Here is a 17670-nt window from a genome sequence, read left to right as displayed (position 1 = left end):
TCTTTCCCCCTTATTTCATTGTAACGAGGACGTCGTCTGTATTTACCATATCACCGATATTTACTAATATTTTGTCTATTGTGCCGGCTGATGGAGCTACTATTTCGTTTTCCATCTTCATAGCTTCTAATATAATAACCGGTTGTGCTTCTGTTACTGCATCACCAGGGTTAACTAAAATTTTAAATATTTTTCCTGGCATTGGAGAAACAACGTCAGAATCTCCAGCTGGTGCTGCTGCCGCTGGAGCAGGAGCTGGTGCAGGTGCAGGTGCAGGCGCTACTGGAGCTGCCGCTACTGGTGCAGGTGCAGGAGCTGCTGGAGCTACTGGAGCTACTGGAGCTACTTGCTGCATATAAGAAGTAGTTCTAGTTAAAGATTGATATGTACCGCCTAATTTTTCAACCTCAACGTCATACTGTTTGCCGTTCACATTTACCACATATCTCATTATCATTTCTTCCTTTCATTTTCGTATGATTAAATAAAATTAATAATTAAATCATTAAGATACTATTATGTTATAGATTAGGTTTGATATTTATTTTTTTATTTCTGTAATTGAATTAATTTTTAGTCTTTCAATTGGTACTCTAGAAAAATCACTAACTGCTGCAATTATTGCAGCTATTTCTTCTTCACTTTGTTGTGGTTTAGCCTGTACAGCAGCACTTCCCCCTGAAGCTGTCTTGGCTGCCTGAGAAGTCTGAGCCTTAGCTGGAGCTTTTTTAGTACTCTTTTCGCCTACACCAAGTGCATTTAACACCTTGCCTAACAACACAATCAATAAAGCTAATACTATTAAGGTTACAAATACTGTAGCCATCCCAGATAATGAAACAATTAGAGCATCTGGAACTGTCATAACCTTGTCTGCTGGCCAAATAGCCTGATGTTGCATATTTACACCTCCTACTTTAAAAATAGAATTGAATAAAATATTTCATTTTTTGTATAAAATATATTGTCATCTTAAATGAAACACTTTTCGTGAATAAATAATAACGTTTTTCTAACGAATTGAATTAATTTTATCAGATATAATATATTTTTTCAAGATGTAATTCATAATTATGAAAGTTTTTTTTCATTTTTAGATAATACAAATCAATTACATTTTTTTATGAAAACTTGATAATTTTTCTCACCTTGCATATAATAATAGCCTAAAATGAATTTTAAATTTTAAAATAGGATTAATATTATGCTCAAAAATCTCAACAAGATATTTATCTCAGCTACTGCAATTTTTGCAATTTCTTTTGGAAATTCATACGCAAAATTACCAATACAATATGATAACTTTACAATAAACGGCAAAACTCAAAGGCTTGCAATAGCTGAGGTCGAAATAAACGGTACTCCTATAAATAAATCTACAGCCGGAGTAGACCCTGTCACTATAAACTCACGCACTTTAGTGCCGGTAAGAGCCTTATCGGAAAAGCTTGGCTATAAAGTCTCATGGCTTGATGCAGCTCAAAAAGTCAAAATTGAGTCCAATGATAAAAAAATTGAATTGGTGATTGGCTCAAAAATTGCATACATCAATGACAGACCGACCGCTATTACCGATGCTGTACCTGCAAGAATTATAAACTCCTCAACTTATGTTCCAATCAGATTTGTAACCGAAAATTTAGGTCTTAACATTTCTTACAACGCTAAACTGAATAAAACAACTCTAAACTCTTTAGACAGCACAAGTGTAGCTAAATCAAACTCCATTGATAATTTGTTATTTAACAGCACCGACCAAACCATTTTAAATAATGAAACAAATAATTCACCTTCTAATCCGACTGCACATTCACCGATTTTGGATAATATACCCACATCCAGCACCCAATCGCCTGCTAACCCTTGGGAACCTGTAGATGTCGAACAATTTACAAGCACTACTAACTCCAATAATGCAAATACTCCTGTAATTTCTAAGCCTACAGCTCCTACTGTACCTACAGTACCAAAAGTGGAAAAGGTTAAAATACCTGAGGTAAAAAATACCACTACAGACAGCAGTTCTTCAACAAAAAATAATACTCCATCAGCTACTAAGCCTGAAAACATAACAATATATTTACTAAATATAGCTACATCTGATGGTTCTGATAAGATTGAGCTATCTTCTTCAGGTGAAATGAACTACGAATATTATTATCTTTCCGACCCAAAAAGACTTGTCATAAAAGCAAAATATGCTAAGCTAAAGCCGGAGGACGAGCAGGAATTTTCTAAAAGGAACAGACTAATTAATTCAAAATATTTTGATTTTCTTTCTGTCAGTCAAAGTGAGCAAACAGTAACCTTGAACTTATTTATAAAAAAAGATGTAAACACTGATAACCTAAACATTACTACAACTAAAAACACTTTATCAGTTAACGAAAAAGCCGGAGTTACCTCAAATAACGGCAACGTATCCAATAAATCTTTCAGCTTTAACATAGACCGTAAAACCGGTACAATTAATATTAATTCAAAAAATGTAAAAGCCGACACTTCAAGCTCCAACCGTATTAAGCTTAAAATACCAAAATCCGATTTAACTCTATCAACTGGATATATGAATGTGAGTGGCTCTGTTGTAAAATCCGCTTATGTTGAGCAAGATGCGACTAACTACGTTGTCACTATAGAGCTTAACGACAGAGTTACCTACAATGTTTCTAAAACTTCTTCTAGCACCATAATTTCCCTCAACAAAGTCGCAAGAACAACTCCTATCATTGTGCTGGATGCAGGGCATGGCGGTAAGGATGCCGGTGCAGTAAACAGCACGCTTGGTCTTAGAGAGAAGGATTTAAATCTTCAAATGATTTTAAAGCTTGGTGCAAAGCTTTCTCAAAGGGGATATAATGTGCAATACACTAGGACTGAGGATAATTTCCTTGAGCTGATGGAAATACCAAGGATAGGTAATTCGTATGACCCTGATATATTTATTTCTATACACCAAAATTCAGCAAAAACCTCTACTCCTTATGGACTTGAAACCTATTACTACAAGCCATCAAACGATAGTCAACCTTTAGCAAAGTCTATACACACCAAATTGATTAGCCAATCCGGAGCTTTTGACAGAGGGGTAAGAACAGCACCTTTTGTTGTCATTAAGCATAGTTCTTCCCCTGCTATACTGATTGAAGTTGGATTTATTTCTAATTATGCTGAGGCACCAAAACTTGCAACTGATTCTTACCAAGAAATTTTAACAAATGCCATTGCAGATGGTGTAGATAATTACTTTAATAGATAAGCAATAAAAAAAAGATGCAAACTAAGTTAAATTCTAAAACTTATTTGCATCTTTTTTTATACTACTTGCCTATACAGAACTTATCAAATACTGTGTCCAAAAGATTTTCTGTAACGCTTTTGCCTGTGATTTCTCCTAGGTATTGTAAAGCGTCATAATAATCTGTCTCAAGTATTTCAAATGGTACTAAGCCTTCTAGAGCTGTTTTTGCATCTTGCAAACTCTTTATAGTTTTTGCAAGCAAGGAGTCGTGTCTAGCATTTGTTATGATTACGCTATCTACACTGTCTCCTGTTTCGTATGAAAGTGCCTGTTCATATATTCGATTTTTTATATTTTCTATGCCTTGTTTGTTTTTTACTGATACATAAATGATGTTTTTACTATCTTCATTTTTTAGTATATCTTCTAAATATAATTTATTATCTAGGTCAGTTTTATTTATTATAACTATGTGTTCCTTATCTTTTACCCTTGAATAAAGCTCCATATCCTCTTTTTCAAGTGCTGATGATGCGTCCACCATAAATAATGCCATGTCGGAATTTTCTATGGAAGAAATTGACCTTTCTATACCTATTTTTTCAACGGTATCTTCTGTTTCTCTTATACCTGCTGTATCCATTATATTTACAATAAGTCCGTTAATATCAAGACTTTCTGTAATAACGTCTCTTGTAGTGCCTGCTACATCTGTGACTATGGCTCTATTTTCTTCTAAAAGCTCGTTTAACAGCGAAGATTTGCCCACGTTTGGTTTTCCGACTATGGCTATGTTTATGCCGTCTGTCAAAATTTTTCCACTTTTAAATGTAGCTTTTATTTTAGTTAGATTTGATATTATCTCTTCTAGGTCAGTTATTAACTCTTTTTTTGTCACTTCCTCGTCTATTTCATCAGGGAAATCTATAGCCACTGTTATTTGTGCAAGGGACATTTCTATTTTTTTATACATTTCGTCCACTGTTTTTCCAAGCTTACCTGATAATTGTTTTTGAGCATTTTCAAAGGATTTTGAGGTTTTGGCATTTATTATATCCATAACCGACTCTGCCTGTGATAAGTCTATCCTGCCATTTAAAAAAGCTCTTTTGGTAAATTCTCCTTTTTCTGCTACTCTTGCTCCTTTTGACAGCACAAGGGAGATTATTTTTTCTGTACTCTTATTTCCTCCATGACAGTTTATCTCTATTATGTCCTCGCAGGTAAAGGTGTGTGGTGCTTTCATATATGATAGCAAGACTTCATCCACTATTTGCCCGTCTTCAACTATGTGTCCGTATATTAGTGTTCTTTTGCTGTCTTGTATTTTTTTGCCCTCTGTCTTTGGCACAAATATTTGCTTGGCTATATTAAGTGCATCTGCTCCGCTTATTCTTATTATGCTTACGCTTGATTTGCCTGTAGCTGTTGCAGGTGCTACGATTGTATCTGTTATTTGCATTGTTCCTCCGTTTTTATATCTTTTGGTTGTTTAGCTTAAATTATACTAGTATTATAATTTTTTACAAGTAAGTGGTTTATACATTACTTTTATATTAAATATTCTGTTTTCTATTTGATTTTATGGCAAATTAAAATTTTTTATATTATAATTTACTCAAAGGTATTTTATCATAATTGAATATTTTTTTAAATTTCTAAATATATAAGGATACAAAATGAAAAAAAATCTATTTTTATTTACTCTAGAATTTTCATTTTTACTATTTTTATCAGCCTCACCCACTTTTGCTGCAGATTTTTCTGTGCTTGATAGCTTTATAAATTTTAAAAATCCGGCTGCTGTTCAACACACGCCGGTTACTCAAAATATTAGCTACAAGCCTGATTTAATAAATGCTACGAAGGACAATGGTCAAGTAATCTTAGGTGATGAGAGGATTTTTACAAGTGAATTTAGTTATCTTATAGATGGAAAAAATGTAGGTGCTGTTGTAAATCAAACCTCTGTAAATTCTCTAGGGGAAAATCTAAAGGTCACATTAAATAATTATAAAAAGGCAAACCTTGTGGCTCTATACGCACCTGAGCATGGCATAGACGGCACTATAAAAGCCGGTGCATATATTTCAAGCACAAAGGATACTGCCACCGGTAAGACAATATATTCCCTGTATCAAGCCACTCGTGAGCCGTCATACGATATGATGAAAAATATAGATGTAATGTTGTTTGACCTACAAGACATCGGCTCTCGTACTTATACCTACACTTCGACAATGAACAAATGTATGATAGCCTGCAAAAAGTACGGTGTGAAAATGGTTGTGTTAGACAGACCTAACCCTGTGTCTTGTAAATATACACAAGGGTTTATAAATACTGACGAGGCACTTTCTTTTGTAGGTATAGACAACACTCCGATGGCTCATGGACTTACAGCTGGAGAGCTGGCACAATTTTTCAATCGCAAAATCGGTTGCGATTTAGCTGTTGTTCCTATGAAAAATTATACAAGAGATATGATTTGGCAAGATACGGGACTTACTTTCATGCAGACTTCTCCAAACATACCAACTATAGAGGCTGCTTTTGGATATATGGCAACCGGTATGAGCGATGGCACTGGTCTTGGTATGGCTGATTATTTTTCTTGGAGTGGTATGTCAGGACTTAACTCAAAGGCTTTTGCTGAGCAAATGAATTTATACAATCTGCCGGGAGTTAGATTTATCCCAGAAAATAAAGGCACAAGAGGCGGTGTAAGACTAAACGTAACCGATTATCATACATTTAATCCAGCAAGAACCGGATATTATCTAATGGCTACTGCAAATAAGCTTAAAACTCTTCGTTTTCAAGTATACACGGCTAAGGGTAAGCCAACCATGTTTTATAAAATTAGCGGTGATAAGGCTCTTGCAAATGCACTACTACAATTTAAATCTCCTATGGAAATAGAGTCGATGTATAGACAAGCCTGCGAAAATTTTAAAGCTGAAACTCAAAGGTATCATTTATATAATTAATGCTATTATCTATTTAAAAAATCACTATATTTAAAAAAGTGCATTTGTGCTTGGTGAGTGCTATTTCTAACGCTGTGAGCGGAGCGAACAAAAGTGACAAAAGGAAAATGCAACTGCACTTTCAATTAGTTTTTAGTATAAAATACAATTAATCCTCAAAAACTTTAAGAGAACAAGGTTCACCCCTATGATATGACAAAATACATTAATTATAAGTGTTTTAATATTTCTATTTAATATTAAAAATTTAATCCTATTCAAAAAGACTTATCCCAAACGGAATAAGTCTTTTATATTTATCAAATTTCTAGAAAATTGGTAGAGCACTTTGATGCAATTCAGAGTTAGGGTCATTTGAAGTTGCCTGCATTGCTTGAGGTTGTTGCGCCTGTTCTGTACCAGGTTCTGCTTTTTTAGTTCCTCGAAGAATGATTTTTGGTGTCATTTTATAGTTTGAACGAGCAATCACTGTTTTTTTGCCGTCAATAGTTTTATAGCTTACTACTTTGTAGCCTATATGCCCATTGTCATCAACTACTTCTTTGCCCTCAGGTAGTGTTGGGTCGTCTTTATATACTACATCTGACGGTATTGTTTCGAGCACTTCTGTTGTTATGTCAACTTTTTTAGCAAGTTCTCTGTTTCCATAAATAGTTGTGGTCATATATCCACCGCCGGCAGAATTTGTTATATATATAGGGAATGGATAATTATTTTTATATTTCATATCAGGTGCCGGGTCTGCCACTGTAGCATCAAGTCCAAGCGGTACATAACCTATCGGAAATGTATGATTACTTCTTGCAGTGATATCAAGTCCTGACCTTAAAAGTGCATTATACATGGTCGAGCTTACTTGACATACTCCGCCGCCAATACCATCTACATATTCGTTATTTATTATAATTTTTGCAGCTTTAAAACCAGCTTTTTCATTTACCGGACCTAGATGTGACATAAAACTGCCTTGGTCTCCCGGCATAAGGAGTATTCCATTCATCTTTTTAGCTGTTACTGCTACGTTCATAGACCTAGCTACATCTGTAGTTGGATATTTTGTAGAATATTTTCCAATAATACCATTTATCTTAGATAATTGTTCTTCCTTTATATATGGTTCAACTGTCTTTACAGGTAAATCCAACAGTATATCTTGACCATCGCTGTTTTTTTCTATTTCTTGCTTAACATTAGCTTTTAATGCCTCAACGTCTACTATCTTGCCCTTAACACCAGGCACTACCACTATTCCTGCACCGCTAACACTTATAGTAGGATTGACCGGGTCTATATTGGCTTTTTGTGCTATTTCGTTAAACCAATTTTCTAAGCCGGCATAGTCATCATTATAATCTAAAGGAATATCTGTTTTTTTACCTGTACTATGCCCAAATGCAACTAAGGCATTTTGAATTACGTTGCCGTCTCTTCCCACATTAAAAGCGTCCTCTACGGATTTATCTATATCATAATTAAATCCATTTTCGCTTAGATTGTAGTCGTAAGTTACCCCTGCATCATTTAAGGTTACATTACCAAAAGAAAATTTTTGTCCTAACGCTTGCTTTGCCTCTTCTTTAGTGAGGTTAGATACATTCATTTTGCCTATGCTTACATTGTTTAATATTTTATCACCTTTTACTATATTGTTCATATATATAAAAGGTAGTGATACTAATGCAAGCAAAACCAAAATAATTATAGGCAAAATCTGCAAGCGATTTTTTTTTCGTGTTTTTTTATTCAAGAAATCACCTCTTAAGTAAGATATATATAATTAAAATAATAGCTACACATTTATTGTTGCACGCTACTTTTATAATACCTACAGTACATATTCACTCCACATTGTTCACAAAGCGGATTTTTCGCTTTACAAACTCTCCTGCCATGAAAAATTAATAGATGGTGAGCCAATGACCACTCAGATTTTTTAATTTTGGAGTTTAAATCAAGCTCTACCTTATACACATCATTTTCATCGCTAAATCCAAGCCTATGGGCTAGCCTAAATACGTGTGTATCTACAGCAATCGCCTGCACTCCAAAGCAATTTGACAATACCACATTTGCTGTTTTTCTGCCTACTCCGGCAAGTGTTGTCAGCTCCTCCATTGTAGAGGGTACTTTGGAATTAAAATCTTCAACCAATTGCTCAGACATTTTTATTATATTTTTTGACTTGGCATTGTAAAATCCAATTGTCCTAATATATTCTTTTAATTTTTCTTCCCCAAGCTCAAGCATTTTTTGAGGAGAATTCGCAACTTTAAATAATTCCTTTGTAACTATATTTACCCTTTTATCTGTAGATTGTGCAGATAAAATTGTAGCTACCAGTAACTCATATTCTGAAGAAAAATCTAGCTCACAGTGTGCCTCAGGATACATCTGTTTTAATTTATTTATTATTTTTTGGTAAAGCGTCATTGCAATTTCCTCATTTAAATTACAAAAAATATTATATATCAATTTACATAAAATTGCATATTAAAATTTAATAACGAAGTCTAGACTTTATTTTAAAAAAATTATTATTTTATAATTTATACCATTTTAGGCAGGCATTTAAACCCAAAAAAATAAAGGTAGAATGCTCTACCTTTATTTATCGACAAAATATTACTTTATATAAACTAACCTTCTTTAATTTCGAAGTAAGCTTGTGGATGTTTACATGCTGGGCACATCTTTGGAGCTTCTTTAGCTTCGATTAGAAATCCGCAGTTTCTACATTTCCATACTACCACTTCGTCTTTCTTAAATACTGTTCCTTCTTTAACATCTTTAGCTAACTGAAGATATCTTTCTTCGTGAGCTTTTTCAACTTTAGCTATATTTCTAAAAGATGCTGCAATATCTGAGAAACCTTCTTTTTCAGCTACATCAGCAGCTTCTTTGTAAAGTAAAGTCCATTCTTCATTTTCGCCTGCTGCTGCTGCCATAAGGTTGTCATAAGTAGTTGATTTGATTGCTGGGAATGTACCTGAAATTTCTGTTAGTACAGGCATTTTTTCGCCTTGCATTTTTTCTACTACATACTTATAGAAAACTGAGCTATGTTCATATTCATTGTCTGCAGTTTCTTGGAATATTGCTGCTATATGTTCAAATCCTTCTTTTTTAGCGATTTTTGCGAACATTGTATATCTTCCTCTAGCCTGAGATTCCCCAGCAAATGAACCCATAAGATTTTTTAGAGTTTGTGTACCTTTTAAAGAATTAGCCATATTGCCTCCCAATAATAATATAATTAATATTAATTTAGTGTTACAATATTATAGCATAATGAAAAAACTAAAACAAACCATTTAAATAATTTTTATCATGACACTATATATATAAATATATCCATATTTTATTTTTTATATAAAAAATTTTAAATTTTGTATAAATATTTTTTGACATTCCAATTTTTAAATATATTAGATATAATAATACTGATTTAATTATTAAACACAAAATTATTTGGAGCTTTATGAATGAAAATTTTACATACTTCAGATTTTCACCTTGGAAAATCACTTGAAGGCTTTTCAAGATTAGACGAGCAAAAAAAATTTTTAGACTTTTTTATATCCAAGGCATCTAAGATGTTCGCTGACATAATCATAATCGCAGGAGATATTTACGACAGCCCAAATCCCCCTGCCATTGCAGAAGAATATTTTTACGATTTTTTAAAAAATTTATCTGATAAGACCAACTCTGCAATCATCATTATCCCCGGAAACCACGACAGTCCAAAAAGACTTGCCGGTATAAGACCACTTGTCAAATCCCACGGAATAATAATATATGAAAACCATGATGACTCTTTTACCACTGGTTTTTATAAAAATGTTGAAATTTTATCTTCTGAAAACGGAGTTATAAAACTTAAAATTAATAATAATGTTGTAAATATAATCGCTCTACCCTATATAAGCGAAGTACGTCTAAATAAATCCATATTTAACCTTTCACAGGGCGATGACAAAAATGCCTTGTCCTTTGAAGAAAAATTATCCAGCATAATAAACCCCAAACTTTCATATATTTCTAATAATGAATATAACATTTTAATTGCTCACCTGTTTACTCTCAACTCAAAAATTGATGACTCCAAAACCGGCTACAGCCTAGGCGGAGCATACATTGTAAACTGCTCAATCTTGCCTGCCGATAAATTGGATTACATCGCCCTAGGTCATCTACACAAACATCAAGCTGCTGGAGATACAGGTAAAATATTTTATAGTGGCTCTCCTATACATTACAACAAGAGTGAAACAAAAACCGAAGAAAAATCTTTTTTATGTGTAGATATAGACGAAGAAAAAAAATTGTCTGTCCAAAAAGTTAATATCCCCGTATTTAAAAAAATTGACATTTGGTATGCCAACTCTCCGGCAGAGGCTATCCAAATGAGCAAAGATAAAAAAGACGAGGAAAGCTTTGTGTATTTAAATGTAAAGACCGACACCCCGCTAAGTTCTTTAGATATCAGACAAATAAAAAGCTACAAAAAAGATATTGTTGAAATACGACCAATTTTGAGCACAAAAAAGTTTATTTCCATCAAGGATAATATGCTGGAAAAAACTGAAGAGCAAAAATTTATCGAGTTTTACAAAGACAGATATAACACCGAGCCTGATGATAATTTGATAAAAAGGTATATGGAGATTTTGTTACATTAAAATTACTTTTTATCAAAACTCTAGTCTCAAAAAAATAATATGTTATAATGATATTGTAAATAGCCAAAGGCAAATTGGTTAGTAATATTATTAAAATATATTTGGAGGATGTATGAAAAAAATAGTTAAAAACGCATCTCTTATAGCACTTGGACTAACTTTAGGGCTTGCTGCAAATTCGTTGGCTGCAAACCTAAATATCACTGCTATAAAGGACAACACTCACAAAATTTTCTTAGATGGTACAAGAAAAGATGCCGACCTTATAAACTACGAAAACAGAGTATATGTACCACTTAGATTTGTAAGTGAAAATATGGGATTGTCTATAGATTATGACAAAAGCTACAGAACCATTGATGTAAAAAATGCTCAAGTCAAAGATTTAAAAGAGCAAATAGAGGCTCTTAAAAAACAGCAAGAGCAGACCAAGAAGGAATTAGAGGATACTATTGCTCAATTAAAAGCTGCAAAAGAGGCTAATTTAAAAGCAAAAGACAATTCTACCGCTCTTTCGTCTGCAAGTGCTACTAAACTAAGCTCAGACAACCCAACAGACGCAAGAAAAGAAGATGTGAAAATCGGTGATGTCGCTTACAAACAGCTCCCAATATATTTTACTAAGGATGGTTTATCTTTAGAATTAAATCAAATAGTTAGAAAAGATGCCAATAGTAATAGCAACTTCTATATCTATCTAAAAAATCAAACTCAATCACCTATAATGATAGATGTATTTTCTGCAGTATTTACTTATGTAGATGCTAGAGGAAATACTAGACAGCTTGGTCACGATAATGTATTATTATCAGAGCAAGGCAAGGCAGTTTTATCAAGTTTCCCTGCGGATTTTGACGATAGATTTTATATGGCTTTAGACCAAATTCCTGAAGATGCTAAAAAGGGTGTGTTGACTTTCAACTATTATAAAGTTGGAGACGAAAAAAACATCACAAGAGTTACCATGGCGGTACAATTATAATAAAATCTTAATATAAAAGTTTTGCATATGCGCACTGATGTATGGCACATATGCAAAACTTTTTTTTGTTGTAATTATAGTTTAAATGTGCTAAAATGTAAAACCTAAGCGATATTTTTCAATGAAAAATAAATTTTAATAATAAATACATAATTAAAAACTATTTAAGCTTAATTACATTATTTTAAATTAAAATAAACTTTATAATGATATATTTACCATTTTAAAAGCTTTAGACCTTTTATATATCACAAAAAAGTTACACATATTTGTTTATATGCCAAAAATTTATACTTGGCAATTCAGGAGGATTTTAGTTGCAAAATAATAATAAAAAACGATTAAAAAAAAGGTATATTTTTTTAATCGTACTCGCATTATTGCTAGTGCTCTTTGGAGTAGTTTATTTCAAATTTAGCAAAGCGTACAACGATACAGTTTACAAAGAATTTGATACCATAACGTCCGATGAAAATAAAGATGTAAAAATAGATAAAACAAAGATAAACTTTTTAATCCTAGGCATGGAGCATTCCCGTTCAGATGCTATAATGGTAGCAACCTATGACACTCAAATAAAAAGACTTGATGTAATGTCACTTCACAGAGACACCTATGTATCCAGCAGAGAAGGTCTATATAAAGACCCCGCTCTATATAAATTAAACTCTTTGTATTCTTATCCGTCTGAAGATGACGGGGTGAAAAGAGTTGCAAAAGAGGCATCCTCCATCACAGGTCTACCTATAAACGAATACATCATGGTAGATTATGATGCAGTCGCAAAAATAGTAGACGCTGTCGGTGGCGTAGATGTAGACTTGCCATTTGCTATGAACTACGATGATGTATGGTCTAAGCCTGCAACTCATATCCATATTCCTAAAGGTCTTAATCACCTAAATGGTGAAAATGCTGTAAAATATCTTCGTTGGAGACAAAATAACGGCGGTGCTCACGGACAAGAGGGAGATTTAGGCAGAGTTAAAAGACAGCATGAATTTATGCAAAAGCTATTGGATAAAGCCATTGACCCTGTAATATTGCCTAAGGTTATTGACGTTGCACTTAAAAACGTAAAAACCAGTGTAGACTTTAATTCAGCAGTAGCCCTTGGCACAAACGCTGCTACTATGGATAAAACAAATGTGCATTTTTACAGTCAAATAGGAGAGGCAACTTATTTCCATAGTTTGTCATACTTCATGTCTGATAAAGAGTCCAACAGAGCTTTGTTCCAAAAAGCTATTAACGATATGACTATTACAGAAGAAGATTTAAAACCATCTACTAATTTCCTTGCAGAAATAAAGCTAAAAAGAAGTTATAACAGCACTAAAACTACTAAATCTCAAAATAACTCCTCATACTATGATGATACTACTATAAAAATCAATGACGTTAGCGGTACTACAAAAAATAATTCTAATAATGACGTGATTTTCAATAATAACCCTAAAAACAGTGCCCCTACAGATGAACAAATAAATAACTCTGTCACAAACGGTTCACCTGACTCCTCAAATAATTCTTCAAATCAGGATACACCTCAGACAAATACTCCTCAGCCTGACCCAAGCACAGTAATTGCTCCTGAGACTCAAGAGCCTGCACCGACACCTGCTCCTGTTGTTACAGAGCCTGTCCCTGCTCCTGAGCCTCAAGAACCTCCTACAAATACAGAAGGTTCACCTATTTTCTAAAAAATATCAATTAAAAAAGTTCCAAGTATATCGCCAAAAGCTGATATACTTGGAACTTTTTATTTTAAATTTGTTTACTATATTTCCATGCTCTCTGATGCAAAATGTTGTTCTAATACTTTAAGCTCTAAATCACAACCAATTTCAATCTCATTCTTTTTTAGTATACTTGCAACGCTTTGATATGCTAATATCGGCATATTATTTTGCTCTGATATATGTGCAAGCATAATTTTCGTAGTGCCGGTCTTTACAAGTTCAGACGCCATTTTACCGGCTGTATCGTTACTTATATGACCAAAATTTGACTTTATTCTCATTTTTAGCTCATAAGGGTACGGTCCGGCATCCAGCATATTTATATCGTGATTTGACTCCAATATTACAGCATTAGAGCCTACGATAAAATCCAAAATACTTCTTCTGATTACACCCAAGTCCGTCAAAAAAGATATATTTTTTCTATTCGCCTCCAGCCTGTAGCACACCGGGTCTTTTGCATCGTGGTCTACTCCATGACTTTTTACTATGATATCTCCTATACCAAACTCATCCTCAGCTTTTATTATTTTTATATTTTTATCGCTCACTTTACCAAGAGACTTTTCCATTCCAATAAAAGTTCCTTCTGTAGCATAAATAGGTATATCTAATTTTCTAGACAATGCTCCGACAGATTTTGCATGGTCTGTATGCTCATGGGTTACTAAGATTGCGTTTATACTTTTTAAATCTATGTCGTGAGACTCTAGGTGCTTATTGATATTTTTAAGTGCTATACCAGCATCTACAATCACTGATGTGTGTTTTTCTTTTACAAAATGGCAATTCCCTTTGCTACCTGATGCCAGTGATACATACTTCAAATTTATACTTCCTTTCCTCTGCCTTCCATCTTATCTATTTCCTCTTTAGTTATCGGTCTAACAAGTTCTTCTATTTCAAAAGAATTTTCTCTTCCCCTGAGGTTAAATTTGGATTTAAATTTCTCAGTTATATTGTCAAAAATCATATATATTATTGGTACTATTACTAGCGTTAGAACAGTTGAAGTGGCAAGTCCTCCGGCTATTACCAACCCCATCCCCTTCATAGTTTCGCTATTTGCACTGTTTGAAAAAACTAGTGGCACTTGTCCAAGTATAGTGGTTAAGGCTGTCATAAGTATCGGTCTTAGCCTTGTAGGGCAGGCTTTTTGTACTGCTGTTTTTATATCAAGTCCATCTCTAAACCTGAGTGTATTGATGTAATCTATCAGCACTATACCGTTGTTTACAACTATTCCGACTAATACCAAGCCTCCGATTATACTCATAACCGACATGGTCGCTCTAAACAAGAACAGTAATATTATACCACCACTAAAGGCAAGTGGTACTGTAAACATAATCACAAATGGATTTATTAAAGACTCAAACTGAGATGCCATAACCATATATACCAATACTATAGCTAATAAAACAACTAACGCCAATGATGAAAATGTATCAGTCATCATTTTAGTTTCTTCTCCCATTGTAGCATAATATCCACTTGGAAACTTTGTATCGTCTATTACCTTTTGAAACTCAGCTGTCGCTGTACCAAAATCAATACCATATATACCCGCACTTATCAGTGTAAATCTTGTGGAGTCAGCTCTAAATACATCAGACGGAACTTTTTCTGTAGTAATATCTGAAACTTCAACAAGAGGAATAGTCGTGCCAATAGGAGTTGTAATTTTTATGTTTGACAGTGAGTCAAAATTCGCCTTAGTAGTCATAGGCAGTGCCAGCCTTACATCTGTTTCAGTGCCGGAGTGTTTAAGTTTTGTAGCTACCGTTCCTGATACGTTATTCCTGACTTGATTTGCTACCTGCACACCAGTCAAGCCATAAAATCTAGTTTTTTCTTTGTTTATTTTTACCGATACCTGACTTTCCTTAGCATCCAAAGAGCTGGTCACTTGTCTAAGTCCATTTACTTTTTTTAGTTTTCCTGTTATTTCGTCCGACAACTGCTGTAAAATTTGCTGGTCATCTCCGTGTATATACATAGAAATATCGTATGAATTTGCAGTTGCTCCGCCCATAATACTTTGACTTTTTTGTGCTTTGATTTTTGCACCGGCAATATTATTTGTTTTTTGTCTTATTTCTTCAATAATATCGTCTATGCCTTTTGCTCTTTTATTTTTATTTACCAATGTAACCTTTATAGTGCCAATGCCTGAGCCTCCTGAAAATATACTTGCTAGGCTGGACTGCCCTGCGGACACTGTAGTGTTTACATTTACTACCTCTTTGTAGCTATAAAGTATGTCCTCCACTTGTTTTGCTACATTATCAATATACTCAATATTGCTACCCTTTGGAGGCTCTATTGTGATTGAAAACTCACCTTCGTCAGTGCCCGGTAAAAATTCTTTACCAATAAATGGTGTTAAAAATAAAGAGAATATAAAAAATCCAAGTGCAAATAATAAAGTCCTTTTCTTTCTGTCTAAGCACCAAGCTAACACTTTGTCATATTTAAATGTTAGCCACTTTATAAATCTGTCAAATGCGTCAAGTAATTTATTTATAAATAATAATTTTTTCGCTTTATTTCTATGCACGCTGTTTACATAGTTTGCCGACATCATTGGTACTATCGTTAGTGCCGTTATTAATGACATTGTAAGCGAAAACACTACCGCCAACGCCAAATCCTTCATTAGCTGTATTACTATACCTGTTGCAAATACAAATGGTAAAAACACGACCAAGGTCGTCAATGTAGATGCGATTATAGCTGTTTTTACCTCACTTGTGGCAAGATATGTGCCTCTTACCTTGTCAAATTTAAGCGTGGTTCTATATCTGTATATGTTTTCAAGCACAACTATAGAGTTATCAACAAGCATACCAACCCCAATGGAAAGTCCTCCAAGGGAAACCATGTTTAACGTTGTGCCGGAAAAATATAAAAATACAAACGTGCCTATGATTGAAAATGGCATTGACAGAGCAATTATGGTAGTCAAGCCTATATTTTTCAAAAATACCATCAAGATCAATATTGATAAAAATGCTCCGACAAAAATATTTTGCACAACTGAGCTGATTGAATTTTCAATAAGCTTTGCAGACTCTTGAGATATTACCACATTTAAATTATCATAGGACTTATTTATATTTTTTATTTCTTCTCTTAAATTTTTTACCGTATCTACAGTATTTCCATCACTTGACTTACTGATTGTCAGCATTACAGCACTGTTTTTGTTGTATCTGCTCTTTGTTGTAAGCTTTTTATCTACTAAAGCTACATCTGCTATTTCTTGCAGCTTTATGACGTTACCGGTACGCAAAATTATTGGTGTGTTTTTGATATCTTCAACGCTGTCCATCTGCAATTTTGAGCTTACCGAAAAACTTTTTTCGCCAAAATCAATATTACCTCCGGCAAGGTCAGTATTTTCTGACATAATTAGCTGAGAGATTGTATTTACATCTAACTTTAACCCGTTTAATTTATTTTCATCCAGAAAAACTCTAATCTCCTTTTCCGTACCCCCTGAAATTGTGACAGAGGCTACCCCGTCCAGCCTTTCTATCCTATTTTTTATATTCCTGTCTACAAAATCTCTTAGCTGGTAATCGTCCATCTTGCCTGATGATGCTACCACAAAGGCAATTGGCATCATATCTAGGTTTAACTTCATAGCCAGCGGCTTTGATGCTTCATCAGGCAAGAAATCCTGTATCATGTTAATGGCTTCGCCAATATCGCTAACAGCCTTATCCATATTCGTACCATAGGATAATTCTATCTCCAAAAGGCTCATACCATTAGAGCTTTGAGATGTGATTTTATTTACACCATGCACACTTGACACCGCCTGCTCAAGTGGCTTTGACAGTAAATTTTCGACTTCGTTAGGTCCTGCTCCCTCATAGGTTGAGTATACAATCACATAAGGCAGTTTAAACTCCGGCATCAAAGACATTTTCATTTTGCTAACTGACACACCGCCAAGGATTAATATTATAAGCATACCCATAATTATAGTAATGGGGCGTTTTATAGAGGTCTTTACTATATCCAT

13 protein-coding genes are annotated in these 17670 nt (G+C 33.9%); 5 read left to right on the top strand and 8 right to left on the bottom strand.

Annotated elements, in window-relative coordinates; translation table 11 throughout:
* Nucleotides 1-10: 10 nt before the first annotated feature.
* Together BBG48_RS03015 and BBG48_RS03010 are read right to left on the bottom strand one after the other, a co-directional pair.
* Nucleotides 11-451, bottom strand: coding sequence for a biotin/lipoyl-containing protein (locus BBG48_RS03015; protein ID WP_068912638.1), 441 nt, complete (start codon nucleotides 449-451; stop codon nucleotides 11-13).
* Between the two features lie 90 nt (nucleotides 452-541).
* The gene (locus tag BBG48_RS03010) at nucleotides 542-901 is read right to left on the bottom strand and encodes an OadG family transporter subunit (RefSeq protein WP_068912637.1); all 360 of its coding nucleotides are present in this window, start codon (nucleotides 899-901) and stop codon (nucleotides 542-544) included.
* 303 nt (nucleotides 902-1204) lie between these two features.
* Here BBG48_RS03010 and BBG48_RS03005 point away from each other — a divergent pair, with 303 nt between their 5' ends.
* Nucleotides 1205-3259: an N-acetylmuramoyl-L-alanine amidase gene (locus BBG48_RS03005; RefSeq protein WP_094754395.1), complete on the top strand. Its 2055-nt coding sequence runs from the start codon at nucleotides 1205-1207 to the stop codon at nucleotides 3257-3259.
* Between the two features lie 61 nt (nucleotides 3260-3320).
* Here BBG48_RS03005 and mnmE read toward each other — a convergent pair whose 3' ends face one another.
* Nucleotides 3321-4703, bottom strand: coding sequence for a tRNA uridine-5-carboxymethylaminomethyl(34) synthesis GTPase MnmE (gene mnmE / locus BBG48_RS03000; RefSeq protein WP_068912634.1), 1383 nt, complete (start codon nucleotides 4701-4703; stop codon nucleotides 3321-3323).
* Nucleotides 4704-4920: 217 nt separating this feature from the next.
* Between mnmE and BBG48_RS02995 the strand changes: the two genes are divergently transcribed.
* Nucleotides 4921-6231, top strand: a complete 1311-nt coding sequence (locus tag BBG48_RS02995) for a DUF1343 domain-containing protein (RefSeq protein ID WP_068912632.1) — start codon at nucleotides 4921-4923, stop codon at nucleotides 6229-6231.
* Nucleotides 6232-6538: 307 nt separating this feature from the next.
* Here the strand turns inward: BBG48_RS02995 and BBG48_RS02990 are convergent, their stop codons facing one another.
* The 3 genes from BBG48_RS02990 to rbr form a co-directional block, all read right to left on the bottom strand.
* Entirely contained in the window at nucleotides 6539-7978 is a 1440-nt protein-coding gene (locus BBG48_RS02990) for a VanW family protein (RefSeq protein ID WP_068912631.1), read from the bottom strand.
* A 50-nt stretch (nucleotides 7979-8028) separates the two neighbouring features.
* Entirely contained in the window at nucleotides 8029-8661 is a 633-nt protein-coding gene (gene nth, locus BBG48_RS02985) for an endonuclease III (protein WP_068912629.1), read from the bottom strand.
* 206 nt (nucleotides 8662-8867) lie between these two features.
* Nucleotides 8868-9461, bottom strand: a complete 594-nt coding sequence (rbr, locus tag BBG48_RS02980; RefSeq protein WP_068912628.1) for a rubrerythrin — start codon at nucleotides 9459-9461, stop codon at nucleotides 8868-8870.
* 252 nt (nucleotides 9462-9713) lie between these two features.
* On the opposite strand from rbr, the gene BBG48_RS02975 reads away from it, so the two are divergent.
* The 3 genes from BBG48_RS02975 to BBG48_RS02965 all read left to right on the top strand — a co-directional run bounded on the left by BBG48_RS02975 (nucleotide 9714) and on the right by BBG48_RS02965 (nucleotide 13598).
* On the top strand, nucleotides 9714-10913 hold the full coding sequence (locus BBG48_RS02975) for a metallophosphoesterase family protein (RefSeq protein ID WP_068912627.1): 1200 nt from the start codon (nucleotides 9714-9716) through the stop codon (nucleotides 10911-10913).
* A 112-nt stretch (nucleotides 10914-11025) separates the two neighbouring features.
* Entirely contained in the window at nucleotides 11026-11895 is an 870-nt protein-coding gene (locus BBG48_RS02970) for a stalk domain-containing protein (RefSeq protein WP_068912625.1), read from the top strand.
* Nucleotides 11896-12212: 317 nt separating this feature from the next.
* Complete coding sequence (locus tag BBG48_RS02965; protein WP_068912618.1) at nucleotides 12213-13598, top strand: LCP family protein; 1386 nt, start codon at nucleotides 12213-12215, stop codon at nucleotides 13596-13598.
* Nucleotides 13599-13675: 77 nt separating this feature from the next.
* Here the strand turns inward: BBG48_RS02965 and BBG48_RS02960 are convergent, their stop codons facing one another.
* Nucleotides 13676-14464 carry an MBL fold metallo-hydrolase gene (locus BBG48_RS02960; protein ID WP_068912616.1) on the bottom strand — a complete coding sequence of 263 codons (789 nt, stop codon included), beginning with the start codon at nucleotides 14462-14464 and terminating at the stop codon, nucleotides 13676-13678.
* 2 nt (nucleotides 14465-14466) lie between these two features.
* On the bottom strand, nucleotides 14467-17670 hold the full coding sequence (locus BBG48_RS02955; protein WP_068912615.1) for an efflux RND transporter permease subunit: 3204 nt from the start codon (nucleotides 17668-17670) through the stop codon (nucleotides 14467-14469).

It is taken from the genome of Criibacterium bergeronii, from assembly GCF_001693775.2.
In the GTDB taxonomy this organism is placed as follows: Bacteria; Bacillota; Clostridia; order Peptostreptococcales; family Filifactoraceae; genus Peptoanaerobacter; species Peptoanaerobacter bergeronii.
The sequence above is the reverse complement of the archived record's forward strand: the minus strand, read 5'-3'. Positions and strand labels throughout refer to the sequence as shown.

Coding starts and splice junctions, on each gene's coding strand:
- BBG48_RS03015 (WP_068912638.1), bottom strand. CDS start 451: ATGAGATATGTGGTAAATGTGAACGGCAAACAGTATGACGTTGAGGTT.
- BBG48_RS03010 (WP_068912637.1), bottom strand. CDS start 901: ATGCAACATCAGGCTATTTGGCCAGCAGACAAGGTTATGACAGTTCCA.
- BBG48_RS03005 (WP_094754395.1), top strand. CDS start 1,205: ATGCTCAAAAATCTCAACAAGATATTTATCTCAGCTACTGCAATTTTT.
- mnmE (WP_068912634.1), bottom strand. CDS start 4,703: ATGCAAATAACAGATACAATCGTAGCACCTGCAACAGCTACAGGCAAA.
- BBG48_RS02995 (WP_068912632.1), top strand. CDS start 4,921: ATGAAAAAAAATCTATTTTTATTTACTCTAGAATTTTCATTTTTACTA.
- nth (WP_068912629.1), bottom strand. CDS start 8,661: ATGACGCTTTACCAAAAAATAATAAATAAATTAAAACAGATGTATCCT.
- rbr (WP_068912628.1), bottom strand. CDS start 9,461: ATGGCTAATTCTTTAAAAGGTACACAAACTCTAAAAAATCTTATGGGT.
- BBG48_RS02975 (WP_068912627.1), top strand. CDS start 9,714: ATGAAAATTTTACATACTTCAGATTTTCACCTTGGAAAATCACTTGAA.
- BBG48_RS02970 (WP_068912625.1), top strand. CDS start 11,026: ATGAAAAAAATAGTTAAAAACGCATCTCTTATAGCACTTGGACTAACT.
- BBG48_RS02955 (WP_068912615.1), bottom strand. CDS start 17,670: ATGGATATAGTAAAGACCTCTATAAAACGCCCCATTACTATAATTATG.